The following is a 14033-nucleotide window of genomic DNA, read 5'->3' on the forward strand; positions in this document are numbered from 1 at the left end:
GTAAAACGAATAATCGTCAGGATAATGCCAATTACTTATTTTTACTGCATTTATTTGACTAAGTTTAGAAATATTCATGATTAACTCCATTTAGGGTTGTTATTTTTCTTTCAGCCACTCTAAAATATAATTCACAATAAAGTCTGTGAGCATTTTAGATACATTCCAATAACACACTAACTAATATTTAAAAGTAATTTTGTTTTGGCCTTTACTGCTCAGAGCGCTTGAATCTTAGTGGATATAACTTTTCCCTTGTTTTGCGAATAAGAGAATTTTTTGCCGTCCATCATTAAACAGCATTCTTATTTTGGAAAAGTTAGTGAATCCTAGCCAATGGTGGAACCTGATCACGACTAACTCTCTTATAATTGGTCACACCAAAGTTAGAATTATATGTAATTCTAATGATCTGCCCCTTATGAAATGGCCCTAAATCATCAGCAACAGTTTGAAACTCTAACCGTTTCCGATCCCCATACTTATCTTTAGCAATACCACGATAAACATAGCCATTCTGTGTAATTCCAACCGGAACTGCCACAGGAAATGAGCCACTACTACCATTAACTCGCATATAGTAATAATCGCCACCATATCGATAAATATGCCACCCAATACTTAAAACTGTAACTCCAACTAGTAAAACAACTAAGACACTTTCTATCCAATGATTTTTAATTGCAGACTTACTCAAAAACAAATCCCCCTAAACTCTATAAAACCTATAAAAATACTTAAAACTAACTTGACTTTGGTTTCACCCTCTGCTGTTCAGAGCGCTTGAACCTGAGCGGGATATAGTTTTCCCCTTGTTTTGCGAAGAAGAAAATTTTTTGTTGTTCGTCACGAATCACCGTCACGTAAAAACACTTGTATTGTTACTATTGCGCTTGTAGATTAGCCTAACTAATTTAGCCTATAAAAAAAGCACCCTTTATAGGTGCCAGCAATCATTTATTTTTAGTTGTTTGGATCACTGGCCTTGCGTAATAGCCCTGTACTTTCGTACTGCTTTACCGCCCGCCCCGTACGTGGGACCACCGTTCGGAACCAACCTAAATACAAGTATAGATTAATTCCTAGTGGGAGTTTATAGCGGCGGCTCTCACTTGACCTGTCGACTTGTTTCATTAGCTTCGCTAACCGGCTGTCAGTCCTCGAAAGGTAAGATTAGTTGGCTTGGCTAGAATGTTGCCACTCTAGTAACGAGGCTTGGCTCCCCCGTGTTCCAGAAAAATTCAACTCTACCTACTTGAAAAATCTTACAATAGTAGGTAAAATGAACACATAAACTTGATGAAGTTACTGTGTTCCCCCGGTTTAGGCTCCGAGGGAATTTTTTTGTCTATTTAATTTAGTTACAAACAGTATTATACCCCTTTGCCGATAATATGACAAAGGGGTATTTTTAACGTCTTAACCAACCAAATAAGCCCCTTTTAGGCGTCTTAGTGTCTACTCCCTTATAATTACCCTCGGTAGGCTTTAAAACGTCTGTATCGTCGCTTTTAAGGGGGATATCGTCCTGTGAGAGGGGGTTGTTCATAGTGGTATCAAGTAGTTTTTCGTTTTGACGGTTAGTAGACAAATTGAGTTGTTGTTGCTGGTTAAGTAATTGAGTTAGCTTTTCAATTTGTCTATCCTTTTCGTCTAGTTGACGTTGCATTATATCAAGAACTTTATCGTCAATTGGTGACGTTTTTTCTTGTTTAGCCTTGGTGTTACTGTTTGCATAGTATTTACGAATAGCATTGACAACACTATCGTCAATTACATATCTATCATTGCTGTCTTTTGAGGGTTTTTCGTTGTCATCAAGCATGTCAATAATTTGATAAACCCTTGCACGTGATATATTCAAATCTTTAGCTATTGAAGATATTGTCTTATTTGCCATTTTACGTCACCCTTTACGTTAGTATATACGTTTATATTAACATAGTTAATCAAGGTGAACACTGAACGAGGGCTTAGAACACGTCTCTCAACATATGATATATATCCTATCGTGGAGATTTTTAAGGATAGTGGCTGTTTTGGCTCGATATGGACGGACTTATTTTGCTAAGTTTGACCTTGCTTTACTAACCAAAATAAAAAATCTTAACGTACAACTTTTAGTACAACTATCTGCGCTCATAATTTTTATCAGTTGTACTTTTAAAACTAGTCTTTTAAACAGCTCTGGGTTTCAAACGGCCGCCTTTCTGACCAGTATAATTCTATTATGCCAATTAGTTAGTACATATTAATACCAAAAGAAGGAGTAACCCAAAACACATGAAATTAAAAGTTTGGTGGCTAAGCAATCTTTTTTGGCTAATTATCTTCAGTATATTAAGCTTTGTAATTTTCATTAGAAAAATTGATGGTGCTTGAACAATTCAAACGCCAGCAACTAAATTAGCTACTTTTATTGTGCTAGTGATTTTCTTTATCTTTATCGTCTTGATCCAACTTGTTTTACTGCTATTTGTTAAGCATAGAGGTTGAATTTACATGGCTTATAATTACCAAATATCTCATTCAGATTTTTAAGCAAACTATTCTGAATGGGATATTTGAGTTAAACTAGAAATAGAAAGTAAAAACACAGTTCGGTTGGTAGTCCGAACATAGCAACGCTATCAGTAACCTGCCTCCTTGGTTGTCCATCTTTCTTAATTAATTTTAAGGAGGATGTTTGATGTCTACTATCAAGGGATCATTAACAATTGTCTATGAACCACCGTTTTACAAAGCTATCTTTGAAAGACGTTTTGGTTCAACTTATGAAGTTAGTCAAGTTAATTTAGGTCCTTCAGAACCTAAATTAACTTTGATTTACGATCTGGTGATTCATCATTGGAATAAAAATATCTTTTTCAAACAAACTGTTTGTGATTCATCTGTTTCCAAACGAAAAATCAATCCTAAGCGCCTTCAAAGGTTAGCTAGAAAGAGTGTTCAGTATGGTGTCGGTACTAAAGCCCAACAAACACTTCAAAAACAGTTGGAGTGTCAAAAGGTAACCCGACAACATAATAGACGTGCTAAAAAGATCTTGGATCAAGAAAAAAGATACAAATTGCGTCGGGTTAAAAAAATAAAAAAACACAAAGGACATTGAGAACCTAGTATAGAAAACTATTTATGGCATTTTAGAACCTATAATCTCCATTTAGCCCCTATTTACACCAGAATATTCTTCGCAACCAGTAGTTGCTTTTAGTGCGCTAATAATTAGCGTGCTTTTTTCTCGCTTCAATATGATAATTAATCTATTGAAAGTGAGGTTACGTTTATGATTTTAGGGCAAAGGATAAAAGAAGAACGAGAAAAAAGGCAGTGGACACAAGATTATCTTGCAGAAACGCTTAATGTTTCTCGTCAGGCCATTTCTAAGTGGGAAGTCGGAAGTACTTATCCCGATATTGATCGTTTAGTGCAAATCAGCAATTTATTCGACATTACCTTAGATAGTTTGATCAAGGGCGATGATTCACTAAAAAAAAGCATAGTTATTACCAAAAACGCAAAGGCACAAACTAACGTCTGGGAATTTATGCGCAGTACTGGTTGGATGATGGTAATTGCAATTATTTATTTAGTCACCAAAATGATTATCGCTGTCTTTAGTTAAGAAACCTTTAGGGACCATAACTGACAAATAGACCTTTGATCATTTCTAAAGTCATTCTTCAGAACGGTATTACGATCTGAAGAATGACTTTATTGACGACATTAACCAAACTATCCAGTTGTGCAAGTAACATTTGCGTGACTAATGCTAGTAATTCTTGCTAGGATTGCCTTAGATCCTTGATTATGATTTAGGAGGAGTGAGATTTGAGCTTTAAAGACGATATCAAGACCTTGCGCAGACAATCTAATTTAACCCAAGAAGCGTTAGCTCAACAATTGCATGTGACCCGTCAAACGGTCTCAGCTTGGGAAACTGGCAAGAATATGCCAAGCTTAGAGACCCTGCATGCGTTGAGTCAATTGTTTAACATCTCACTCGAAAAACTTCTATTTAACGAGGAGATTGCAATGAAAAAAGATAAAGAACCCTCTTTGGCCACCCAGATAGATCATAATGTTAAGCTTAAAAGTCGTTATCGTCGTTGGACTTTTGGTTTAGGTGGCTTGATTGCACTAGTACTGGTTAGTATTGGTATTTTATGTTTGGGATATTATAAAGGTATTGGGACGATTGATCGATTTGATCCGTTTTTATCCTATAAAGTCGGGTACACTAAATTACCTAGTGAAAAGGAAATTTCGCCTAACAATAAGGCAACCAATGGTTACTGGACCGCTTGGTTCACTGATAATACGATGGGGAATGAATGGACCAAACTAACCTTAACAACGGGGCTTAATCCTGGGGTCAAAGATCCTTATGTGATGGCTTATCATAAGGGCAGTTATGTTAAAGTTGCGCGTATCGTTCCTCGCACCTACATTAATCAGACTTATGTTAGCAACTTAGCGGCACTAAATGCCTTGTTAAACCACAAGGGAAATACAGCAACAAACAATCATGACCTTAAGAAGTATAAGACACAGATCCATATATCCGATACTGTCCAGCAATTAGTCACTGAATAAGCCGACGTTTAAGCGATTTAAATTGATAATCTAGCCATTAAAAACAATTGTCACAATTCAAAACGCTTATATTATCAGAAATCTATCAGGTTAGCCAAGGCTACTCTGATAGATTTCTTGCGTTAAAATGGGGCTATACCAACGATGCCAGAATAACTGGCTTGTTAATTTAGACTAATCAGCTTAAATTTTAGGAGGGATATGTATGGATATTAAGCGTCTACCCAAACTTTTAAAGCAAAGAAGACAGTTAAGTGGCCTTACTCAAGCTGAGGTGGCTAATAAACTACATGTTTCACGGCAAGCTATTTCTAATTGGGAAACTGGTCGGCATCTGCCAGATCTGATATTAGTTAATCAACTGGCTAACATTTATGATAGCTCTGTAGATGAACTGATTAATGACGATAGCAAAGCTAAGCTTAGCAAAAGCTCGGTAAGTTATATTTATCCACTACTGATGCTGTCAATATTAGCGACTAGTCGGCTAACACTTGCTTCAAGTTCAAAAAGCCTATTAATCATGGACGGACTGATTTTGTTAAGTGTGATCTTGCTTTGCCTAACCAAAATCAAAAATCTTAAGGTACAGCTTTCACTACAACTAATCACGCTTATAATTTTCCTTGGTTGTACCTTTAAAACCAGTCTTTTAAACAGCTTTGGATTTCAAACAGCCTCCTTTCTGACCAGTATAATTCTATTATGCCAATTAGTTAGTACATATCACTACCAAAAGAGGGAGTAACCTAAAACACATGAAATTAAAAGTTTGGTGGCTAAGCAATCTTATTTGGCTAATCATCTTCAGTATATTAAGCTTTGTAATTTTTATTAGAAAAGTTGATGGAGCTGGAACAATTCAAACGCCAGCAACTAAATTAGCTGCTTTCATTGTGCTAGTGATTTTCTTTATTTTTATCGTCTTGATCCAACTTGTCTTACTGTTATTTGTTAAGCGTAGAAAGTAAAACTCAACTATAGGGTCTATAATTCAAAAATAACCCCTCGAAAACATTGAAAGAATAACCCCTAATATCCACATTATAGATATTAGGGGTTATTTGTTTTAATATTAAAGAAATAACTTCTTTCATTTGTCATTTTTTCGATACCCTTTAGAACGATTTTGCCCAGGAAATAAACGATCATGCGATCCGACTCGAATTCCAATTAAGACTAGTTCATCTTTATCAATCGTATAAACAACTAGGACATCGTTAGTTTCGCTTGGCGTTCTGTTTTTCGGGGTATCTCGTAAGTGAAATTCATTATACCCGCTCATTCGCCGATTAAGCTCATGATCTTCAAATTCTGGTGGTAATTGTTGTCGTTCGAGCAATAGGTCAATGGCTGCTCGAACTTCGTCAATAATAGTTTTATCTAAACTGGCTAATCGCTTTAGGTCAGCATTAAAGGTTGCACGCGGTTTAAATCTTAGTTTTTTCATTATTTAAACTGATCCCAATAATCATCATTTGATTCAACAATTTCATCATCAGGTAAAACATGGCGTTTAATTAACTGATCACGCGCAATTGCATAGTCTAACGAACCTTCTTTAGCTTTTAATGCTCTTTCTAACCAGTCCATTTTTTCTTGCGAAACGATGGCCACTGCGCGACTATTTGAACGAGCAATATAAACGGTTTCGTCTTCGTCATTAACTTGATCCAAATATCTTTTTAGGTTAGCGCGAAAATCGCTCTGTGTTAATGCTAATGTCATATTTACCACCCTTTCTTTGTACTTAATATTGTACTTTAATTTGTACTAAAAATCAATCTTTTTAAAGGGGCTAAAACTATGCAACAAATCGTCTTACCAATCAAAGATTCAAACGTCCTGACCGAAGTACAAGATACCTTACTACACAATTTTAGAGCTGGTCGCCGTAATTACACGATTTTTCAGGTTGGCAAAGCCACCTTGTTACGAGTGAGCGATGTTATGAGGCTCCGTTGGAGCGATGTCTTTAACGAAAACGGAACCGTGCGTCAGAATGCGCTTATCCACGATAAAAAAACCGGCAAAGCTAATTTACTCTACTTAAAACCGGTACAAGCTGATTTATTAAGCTATCAAACTTGGTTACAGGCCAACCACTTGGTTTCTGATTGGCTGTTTCCCTCAATTCAAAACCCAGGCCGCCATATTACGGAAAAGCAATTCTATAAAATCATGAGTAAGGTTGGCGACTTGCTTGAAATTAACTATCTGGGCACCCATACGATGCGCAAAACTGGTGCTTATCGCGTTTATACGCAAACTAATTACAATATTGGGTTAGTCATGCATTTGCTAAATCATTCTAGTGAAGCCATGACATTAGCTTATTTAGGATTAGACCAGGCTAGTACGGAAACGATGTTAGATCAGATTGATTTTGGCTAATCTAAATAAAAAAGGATCTAAAACTTTTCAACTCGAATGACTAACTTAAAACGCAATAGATAAAATAGCAATCTTTGATTGATTAAACAGGCTCTTATACTGTATAAAGTCCGCTTTAAGCCATTCAAACTAGTTGTGGTTTAATTTAACTTGTGACAATGTTAAACAAGCTTAAAACGGCTATGATGGCTATACTTTATATATTGGTGTTCCTTCCTTACACCAAAACAATCGTCACTCACAGCATCTTGCAGAGGGGTACGGGTTCTAAAATTGTCATCAATTTAAAAAATTATACTTTTTTAAATTAACTAGCTATACTTAAAAGAGCAAGAAGATGTAGACACATCTAAACACCAAGCCCCCAACTACTTGTGATAGTTGGGGGCTCTTTTTCGTTCATAAAAAACGGGTGGGTTAACGTTGCCAGATATGTTTTACTTCTTGTTCCGAGTATTCAGCCAATACTCAAACAATGTACTTAAACATGCAACAAGAAGTGGGGCTAGTATTGTAGACCACATACAAACACCTCCAAACACGTGCCATATGCTTGTTCTAAATTGGCAACAAGAGAAGAATAGCATGTCTTTATTGTTTGTTCTTGATTTCAAATTAACAGGAAAAAAAAGAATAGTGAGGATTACATTAGCTACTAGTCGTTGTTAACTCTGCCTGAGGGCGTGCCCAAAGTTTCCCTAACCATGGGTTTGATTTTGGTCTTAGCAACGGGCTACGGTTTGGTTGACCCTAAATACATCTGGATAAAATTATAATCTATCGTCTTAAAATTACTGATACAACTAAATTAGTTAGCTGATTTTCCATGTTAATTAATACACAACAAAGGGTGCCAATCAATCCTGAATAAAATCAGGTATAATTAGCACCCTTATCATTAATCGGTTCCTTTAATCATTATATCAAGTGACACCTCATACACATCACTTAATATAATGAGGTTATCTAAATCCGGATAGGTATATCCATTTTCCCATTGAGATACGGCTTGTCTAGTTACTTTTAACATGCTAGCTAATTCTCTTTGTGAAAGTCCTCGTTTCCCTCTAATTAACTTTAATCTCTCATGTAAATTAATAATAATCCCCTTCCTAACCCTGGTTGTTGTATTTAAACAAATCAAGTCGGCAAAAGCAAGCGTCTCTTACTTTTGCCGGCTTGATTTGTTTTTTATACTTACTTAGCATTGGAGGATTTTAAAATGAAAAAATTTAGATTTATAACTATGCTAGCATTAAGTGTTAGCATTGCAGGGACTACAACACCCTTATTATCAAGTGCTAATGATTCCTATTCAAACGTAACTGATCAAAAACCATCAACAACTGAAGCTAATTTACAAGATTTTGATCAATATGTTGGTGTAGAAAATAATAGTTTTGTATTACTAACTAAAGGGAAACAAGGATTAACTAATACACAAACTGAAGCTATAAAGTCTGCATTAAAACAAGCCAATTATTCGATTCAGCAACAGCATCAAATAATTGATCCACAAACAAAAGAGATTCGCTCTTCTACGCAGATATCAGGCATTAGAGTTTTAGCTGCTGGCGTGTCTGGACTAAGTACAAAGTGGTTTTGGTGGGGAGAAAGATATTACTTTAAATCAAATGCTGCCGTTTCGTATATTTCTCACAGAATGAGAAGCCAAGGTGATGCATTGGGCGGACTTGGAGTCTTATCTAGTGTCTTGGCGAATGGGGTTGCGGCTGCTATCGCTGGATCTGGTTCATTATACTTTAATCATGTAGCTAACGGTTTAGACTATTACAATAGTGTTCACATCCATAGTCACATCTATATGGATATGAATTATACAGGGATTTATAGCTTTCACACTTTCTAATTGGGGAGGTATGAAGAGTGCATACTAACTATTTGTACTTAATAGTAATAATTATTTTGGGGATTTTAGTATCTAAAAAATATCGAACTACTATTTATAGTAAATTAGGTTATTTTAGATACGTAATCTTAATACCACTATTCTTATGCTTAATAATTAGTACCATTTTTAATGGCCTTTTAGTTTTTTTGCCTATTATTATTATTTTAGGTGTTATTATATTATTTATTGATTGGATTGAATTTAATAAGTATAAATAACTCATGCAAAATTACTATAAACCATGTTGATCAAATAAAGCTGATCTTTAACGCAAAAAAGCAGCCATTATCGGGGTGCTTTTTTTAAGTCCACTGTGTGTACAGTTACCTGTGACAAATCGCCGTTCAGTGCCATTTCCATTTGCTTGATACTGTGAGCCAACCTATCCTCGTCCCGTTTCCGAGCTCTCTTTTTACGTAGTCGCTTCTTCACTGCTACACCTCCTAGTATCGGTCTTTGCGCCAAAACATGAGCTTTTCGGCATTCCAGTCCGTCAGCATCTCTACGGCTGCGACCATCCCCCAGAAACTAACAATGATGGCACCAGCAATCAGCACCATCAGAATTAACCCAAGAATACTCCCGCCGAAAGGATGTGATCTCGCCAACGTCAGCACAAAATCAGTGAGCTTGTTAAGTCCTAATCCACGCCAAACACCATCCCAGAGAAATGCTTTGAACAGTAACAGAATCATGACAGCAAAAAATAGGCTCACGACACCACCGGCAAGGTTCGGTATCAGCTCTCGCCAGAACTGTTTTTTCTCTCGGTCTGCTAGTCTTTCCCGTTCGTCGTCCAGTTCGGCCTGTGCTTTTTTGACCGCTTTACTACGCCGGTCGATGTCAGCCAGCAACTGCTGCTTGACCCCCGCCACGTCTAGCTGACTAGCCTGCTCCTGTAGTCGGGCGCCTTGCTGTTTCAAAATCTTGTTAACCTGCTCGTTATAACTCGTTTGGTCGCTCTTTAGTTGCTGGCTGGCCTGTTCCTTTATCTGGGTTGGGTTGACTGCTTGGGCCACCTGTTTGGCGACTTCTTGCCGGACAATTACTTGAATGGCGGGAACTTTCGTAAAGTCAATTTCCCCGTTATCATACGCTTTTAAAAGTTGTACCAGTGCCTGTTCGTTCTCTGTCATAGTTCTGGCCCTCCTTGGTTGTGTTCTACCGTCTGCTCACGTTCTTTGTGGACTCGCTTCTTACCCCTATCTGAATCTAGTTTCTTTAAGAAGTCCCCAGCCACGGATTTCTCCGGCGGTACTGGCTTAGCCAATTTCGCCTTGTCAGCATTGAGTTTCTTCAAGAAATTGTCTGCCACGGTCGGCGTGGGTTCCGCTAACCCTGTCTGGGCGGGTTGTTCGACCTGCCGTTTGGCTTCCGCCTTTTCTTGTGCTCGTTTCCTGATGAGCTCGGTTAGCTCGGCAATCCGGCGGAACAGCTTTCTGGCTTCTTCTTGAATTTTGGCAATGGTGGTGCTTAGACCGCTCAACTCACGGTTACTCGCCTTGATGTCGATGTTGGTTTGAACTCGTTCCGAGTGGTCACCCATCTCACGGGCCACGTGTCCTTCATGGATAGTCGGTATCTGTTCCACACCTTGGCGTTCATAGCTTCGATGGTCAATTTTATTTGCCGGCGCCAAGTACTGGTTACAGCTCTCAGCCCAACTTTTACGCCAAATTTCGGCGTTGCTTCGGTCGTTCCAATCCGTATAAGATTCGGTGGTACGCTTCCACATCTTCCGGCCACGAGCTCCAATCTTCTGCTCACCCGTCTTAGGGTCGATTTGCGGGACTTTTGCTCCGCTCTCGTCCAGTATGTAGGTGCTCTTCTGTTTTGGCGCCCACGTGCCGTTTTTTTTAATTGCACGGGTCGTCAACATGATATGGGCGTGTGGGTTGCCATCTTCTTTATCGTGGATTGACCAATCAGCACACATACCCTCATCAACAAAGTTTTGCTGTACATAGTCATGCACTAACTTAATTTGAGTATCGCGTTCAAGCTCAGCCGGCAGGGCTACCTCCACCTCTCGGGCCAGTTGGGCGTTGGACTTGGATTCCTTGTCTTGAACGGCGTTCCAGAGTGTCTCACGCTCTCGGTACTCGGCCGGCGCCTGTGGTGGAAGCTGAATTTTGCTGTACGCTACGCCATGCTTGCGGGTGAAGTCTTTAGTTTCACCGGTCTCACGGTCTTTAAGCTTACTGCCAGAGCGGTAAGCGGCCGAAGCCACGGCCGACTGACCTTTACTTCGGCTAATGGTTTTCAGTGAGAGATGATAAATCGCCATGACATTGACCTCCGATTTTGACTTTAACCTTGGATTTGAATTGGGGTTTGACCCTCACAATCTTGTTCATCATTAGGAGCCTAAAGGCGACTTTTGATGATCAGGATTGTGTGAGATTTTAAAAATTTGATAAGGCGGAAAAAGCCGAAAATCAAATTTTTAAAATCGAATGCCTTTGATTCTGTCCTGCCGGCAAGGCAACCGGCGGTAGCCCCAGCGGAGCGAGCACATGAGCAAAGCGAACAATATGTATGCGTAGCGTACATATAAGTGCGCCCTTAGCAGGGAGCAACCAATTCATAAACCCAGTATAGCATTCTTATCTTGTAAACAGTATACTTCATTTGTAGAACAACTAGTAATTAAAAAGGGAGTTATAAAAATGTCAGAATCCAATGAAGATATTAAGAAAATAGAAGCTCGAATTGCTAAACTAGACGAACAGCAAAAACAACTCAAAGCAAAAAAAAGGGTCTTACGTAACCGGCTTAGTCAGCAAGCACGCAAAGCTCGGACTAAACGATTAATAGAAAAAGGGGCCTTGCTCGAAAAATTCATCGGCCCTGATGCTCCCAATCAATCGCTAGACCAAACTCAAGCTATCTTACAAGAATTAGGTAAGGATAATCATAAGTACCAAGCATTAAAAACGTTTACACAAAGTGTTAAGTATAAAGACAGCACATCAGTATTCAGTCGTTTCCTTGAAACTTACGGTGAACAATAATCGTCAGACAGCAAATAAGATGATTATAATCTCTTCTAAGACGTTTTAACCCTATTTGCTTGGAATAATACTTGTCTATAAATTAAAGCGCTTATCCGCAAGAATAGCATCTAAATAAGCGCATAAAAAATCCCCTTTATATATAAAGGGGATTTTTTACTTAAATTATTTTAGCATGTCTTGCCAGTCAACTCCATAATAGCCGGAACCGGCACCCACTTCGAGTGGCATTCGCATGACTGGACGTCCACCTTTAAAAGTAATGCTTTCGGATTTGATCGTGTCCGCTTTAGCTGAAGCAGCTAAAGCATTTTCAGTAAAACCAAATGCCAGTAACCCGGTAAATAAAATAAGTGAAAGTTTTTTCATAACATTCGTCTCCCTAAAAGGTTTTTAAAAGCAATAAAAAACAAACTTGGTATTGAAATGGCGATAAGGAGTCCGCTAACAAAAAAACTAATTATTAAATTTAGCCAGTCATTTTGATAATCGCTGCGGGCTTGTAAATCTATCCGGTTACTAACTGGATTAGTCGAATCATGGTACAAATCAGACATTTTTTTTGTGGCCTTATCTTCCATATGAATTGACAGTGATTGCAGAGACTTCATATGGAAATTGATTTTTTTAATACTAGGCACCGTCTCTAACAATAATGGGTATGCGATCAGAAAGGAAATAGTCCAATAGACGTTAACAATACTCCATTTTAGAGGCATACTGCCATCTGGATTAGCCGTCATAAAGTAAAATACTATTATGAAAAATACTAGTCCATGCAAGTAGTCAGAACAGATTCTTTTTAGTAATTTCATTGAGTATTCTCCTAAACTGGTTAGTCGATCGTCTTGTATTATAATCTTTTTTTAATCATAATCAAATAATACTCATTTTTGATAAAAATATTTCAATTTTACTGATGATCAATAGCTATCAGGCAACTGTCAATCAGTAAAGGAATAGTAAGATGTGGGAACATAAGGAATTAACAGCTTTTGACTAGTTTTTACACCTTTTAGCGTATAAAGCTGATTAGGTTTCTTATAAGCACACAAAAAGGCCTATCAATTAATGACGGCCTCTTTGCATACTTACAGAAAATCAATTCAAAATGAAAGATTTATGGAGTGTTCATGTTAAGAACAAGTTGTATTATATCATGGTTAAAACATGTTTCAACCACTTAAAAATGAGCACTCAAGTAAGTGCTCACCAAGAAGTTCTCACTTCGAAACGAAACATCATGAGTCCTTAATAAGTAGGACAACTTTATTTTAACTAAATCTAATTAAATCGCAACTTAAAAAAGCGACTATCTAAGCAGATAGCCGCTCCCCCAAGTAGTATAGATAGCACACACATTATTATAATAACATTAAAATTGACTTAATAAAAATAGCCTATCAAATTAATGACGGGCTATCATTGATTGGCACAGAACGCACCGAGGTAAGTATAACATAAACTAGTTTACATAATCCCCATTTTAATCAAAGTACCCCTGCTAACACGACGTTATCAGGGGTACTTATTCTTTACTTTGTGAATTCAAATTGGTCTAGGTGAAGCGATAAGATAAAAGCCTAATTTACCAGCATTCTTATTTTGGAAAAGTTAGTGAAATTTACTATTAATAGTACTTACTATAAGTCACTTTATTACTCTTTCCATCCATAAAAATGGATAAGAGACCCCATGATCATCAATCTGGATTTCCTTCTTAAAAATAGTGAATCCCATTCTCTGATAGACCTTTTGAGCACGAACATTAAATTCAGCAACATTTAATAAGAGTTTTATTGGTTTATAAACCCTTGAAATAAATTCAATAATAACATGAACAAACCTTGAGCCCTTACCAATTCCAGTAAATTCGGGGGCCATTCCCAATCCAACTTCGTAAACATCTCTTACATCAGTAGGCTCAACAACAAAATAGCCCAACAGTTCATTATTAGCCGTCAAAACTTGAAAAAACTTATCCGCACGTAAATCAACTGATAAAATTTCATTATAATCTTCTAAATCTGCATCTGTATTGTAAAACGAATAATCGTCAGGATAATGCCAATTACTTATTTTTACTGCATTTATTTGACTAAGTTTAGAAATATTCA

At 37.5% G+C, this 14033-nt stretch carries 20 protein-coding genes and 1 pseudogene; 9 read left to right on the top strand and 12 right to left on the bottom strand.

What is annotated here, in order from left to right; all coding sequences use genetic code 11:
- Nucleotides 1-319 precede the first annotated feature (319 nt).
- Both RXV91_RS15095 and RXV91_RS15100 read right to left on the bottom strand, forming a co-directional pair.
- Nucleotides 320-697, bottom strand: a complete 378-nt coding sequence (locus RXV91_RS15095) for a YxeA family protein (protein ID WP_316440524.1) — start codon at nt 695-697, stop codon at nt 320-322.
- 714 nt (nt 698-1411) lie between these two features.
- Nucleotides 1412-1900, bottom strand: a complete 489-nt coding sequence (locus RXV91_RS15100; protein WP_316440525.1) for a DUF536 domain-containing protein — start codon at nt 1898-1900, stop codon at nt 1412-1414.
- A gap of 383 nt (nt 1901-2283) precedes the next feature.
- On the opposite strand from RXV91_RS15100, the pseudogene RXV91_RS15105 reads away from it, so the two are divergent.
- From RXV91_RS15105 to RXV91_RS15130, 6 genes and pseudogenes are all read left to right on the top strand, one after another.
- Nucleotides 2284-2496 (top strand): annotated as a pseudogene (locus RXV91_RS15105) (DUF3923 family protein).
- Between the two features lie 193 nt (nt 2497-2689).
- A complete protein-coding gene (locus RXV91_RS15110; protein WP_063489430.1) occupies nt 2690-3112 on the top strand; it encodes a YjdF family protein in 423 nt (140 codons plus the stop codon).
- Nucleotides 3113-3286: 174 nt separating this feature from the next.
- Complete coding sequence (locus tag RXV91_RS15115) at nt 3287-3625, top strand: helix-turn-helix domain-containing protein (protein ID WP_003646108.1); 339 nt, start codon at nt 3287-3289, stop codon at nt 3623-3625.
- A gap of 206 nt (nt 3626-3831) precedes the next feature.
- Complete coding sequence (locus RXV91_RS15120) at nt 3832-4596, top strand: helix-turn-helix transcriptional regulator (protein ID WP_056949778.1); 765 nt, start codon at nt 3832-3834, stop codon at nt 4594-4596.
- A 205-nt stretch (nt 4597-4801) separates the two neighbouring features.
- Nucleotides 4802-5344: a helix-turn-helix transcriptional regulator gene (locus RXV91_RS15125; RefSeq protein ID WP_017260782.1), complete on the top strand. Its 543-nt coding sequence runs from the start codon at nt 4802-4804 to the stop codon at nt 5342-5344.
- Between the two features lie 10 nt (nt 5345-5354).
- The gene (locus RXV91_RS15130) at nt 5355-5567 is read left to right on the top strand and encodes a DUF3923 family protein (RefSeq protein ID WP_017260783.1); all 213 of its coding nucleotides are present in this window, start codon (nt 5355-5357) and stop codon (nt 5565-5567) included.
- Nucleotides 5568-5689: 122 nt separating this feature from the next.
- On the opposite strand, the gene RXV91_RS15135 is transcribed toward RXV91_RS15130, so the two are convergent.
- Both RXV91_RS15135 and RXV91_RS15140 read right to left on the bottom strand, forming a co-directional pair.
- Entirely contained in the window at nt 5690-6046 is a 357-nt protein-coding gene (locus RXV91_RS15135; RefSeq protein WP_316440526.1) for a type II toxin-antitoxin system YafQ family toxin, read from the bottom strand.
- Nucleotides 6046-6324: a type II toxin-antitoxin system prevent-host-death family antitoxin gene (locus tag RXV91_RS15140; RefSeq protein ID WP_316440527.1), complete on the bottom strand. Its 279-nt coding sequence runs from the start codon at nt 6322-6324 to the stop codon at nt 6046-6048. The genes RXV91_RS15135 and RXV91_RS15140 overlap by 1 nt, the downstream gene beginning before the upstream one ends.
- A 78-nt stretch (nt 6325-6402) precedes the next feature.
- On the opposite strand from RXV91_RS15140, the gene RXV91_RS15145 reads away from it, so the two are divergent.
- Nucleotides 6403-6990, top strand: coding sequence for a site-specific integrase (locus RXV91_RS15145; protein ID WP_316440528.1), 588 nt, complete (start codon nt 6403-6405; stop codon nt 6988-6990).
- A 437-nt stretch (nt 6991-7427) separates the two neighbouring features.
- Here RXV91_RS15145 and RXV91_RS15325 read toward each other — a convergent pair whose 3' ends face one another.
- On the bottom strand, nt 7428-7577 hold the full coding sequence (locus RXV91_RS15325) for a type I toxin-antitoxin system Fst family toxin (RefSeq protein ID WP_396426791.1): 150 nt from the start codon (nt 7575-7577) through the stop codon (nt 7428-7430).
- 311 nt (nt 7578-7888) lie between these two features.
- The gene (locus RXV91_RS15330) at nt 7889-8134 is read right to left on the bottom strand and encodes a helix-turn-helix domain-containing protein (RefSeq protein WP_396426788.1); all 246 of its coding nucleotides are present in this window, start codon (nt 8132-8134) and stop codon (nt 7889-7891) included.
- Nucleotides 8135-8212: 78 nt separating this feature from the next.
- On the opposite strand from RXV91_RS15330, the gene RXV91_RS15150 reads away from it, so the two are divergent.
- A complete protein-coding gene (locus RXV91_RS15150; protein ID WP_316440529.1) occupies nt 8213-8860 on the top strand; it encodes a hypothetical protein in 648 nt (215 codons plus the stop codon).
- 327 nt (nt 8861-9187) lie between these two features.
- Here RXV91_RS15150 and RXV91_RS15155 read toward each other — a convergent pair whose 3' ends face one another.
- The 3 genes from RXV91_RS15155 to mobQ are packed head-to-tail and all read right to left on the bottom strand — an operon-like array spanning nt 9188 to nt 11189.
- Nucleotides 9188-9334 carry a hypothetical protein gene (locus tag RXV91_RS15155; RefSeq protein WP_316440530.1) on the bottom strand — a complete coding sequence of 49 codons (147 nt, stop codon included), beginning with the start codon at nt 9332-9334 and terminating at the stop codon, nt 9188-9190.
- An 11-nt stretch (nt 9335-9345) separates the two neighbouring features.
- On the bottom strand, nt 9346-10038 hold the full coding sequence (locus tag RXV91_RS15160) for a MobB (protein ID WP_316440531.1): 693 nt from the start codon (nt 10036-10038) through the stop codon (nt 9346-9348).
- Entirely contained in the window at nt 10035-11189 is a 1155-nt protein-coding gene (gene mobQ, locus RXV91_RS15165) for a MobQ family relaxase (protein ID WP_316440532.1), read from the bottom strand. Before mobQ ends, RXV91_RS15160 begins: the two co-directional genes overlap by 4 nt.
- A gap of 382 nt (nt 11190-11571) precedes the next feature.
- Here mobQ and RXV91_RS15170 point away from each other — a divergent pair, with 382 nt between their 5' ends.
- Nucleotides 11572-11916, top strand: coding sequence for a hypothetical protein (locus RXV91_RS15170; protein ID WP_134357431.1), 345 nt, complete (start codon nt 11572-11574; stop codon nt 11914-11916).
- 165 nt (nt 11917-12081) lie between these two features.
- Here RXV91_RS15170 and RXV91_RS15175 read toward each other — a convergent pair whose 3' ends face one another.
- The 3 genes from RXV91_RS15175 to RXV91_RS15185 form a co-directional block, all read right to left on the bottom strand.
- A complete protein-coding gene (locus RXV91_RS15175; protein ID WP_063490428.1) occupies nt 12082-12285 on the bottom strand; it encodes a hypothetical protein in 204 nt (67 codons plus the stop codon).
- Nucleotides 12282-12731 carry a hypothetical protein gene (locus RXV91_RS15180; RefSeq protein WP_063489431.1) on the bottom strand — a complete coding sequence of 150 codons (450 nt, stop codon included), beginning with the start codon at nt 12729-12731 and terminating at the stop codon, nt 12282-12284. Before RXV91_RS15180 ends, RXV91_RS15175 begins: the two co-directional genes overlap by 4 nt.
- 835 nt (nt 12732-13566) lie before the next feature.
- The coding region (locus RXV91_RS15185) for a GNAT family N-acetyltransferase (RefSeq protein ID WP_316440533.1) at nt 13567-14033 on the bottom strand (467 nt) is incomplete at its 5' end.

The sequence above is a fragment of the Lactiplantibacillus sp. DA1 genome, from assembly GCF_032681335.1.
In the GTDB taxonomy this organism is placed as follows: Bacteria; Bacillota; Bacilli; order Lactobacillales; family Lactobacillaceae; genus Lactiplantibacillus.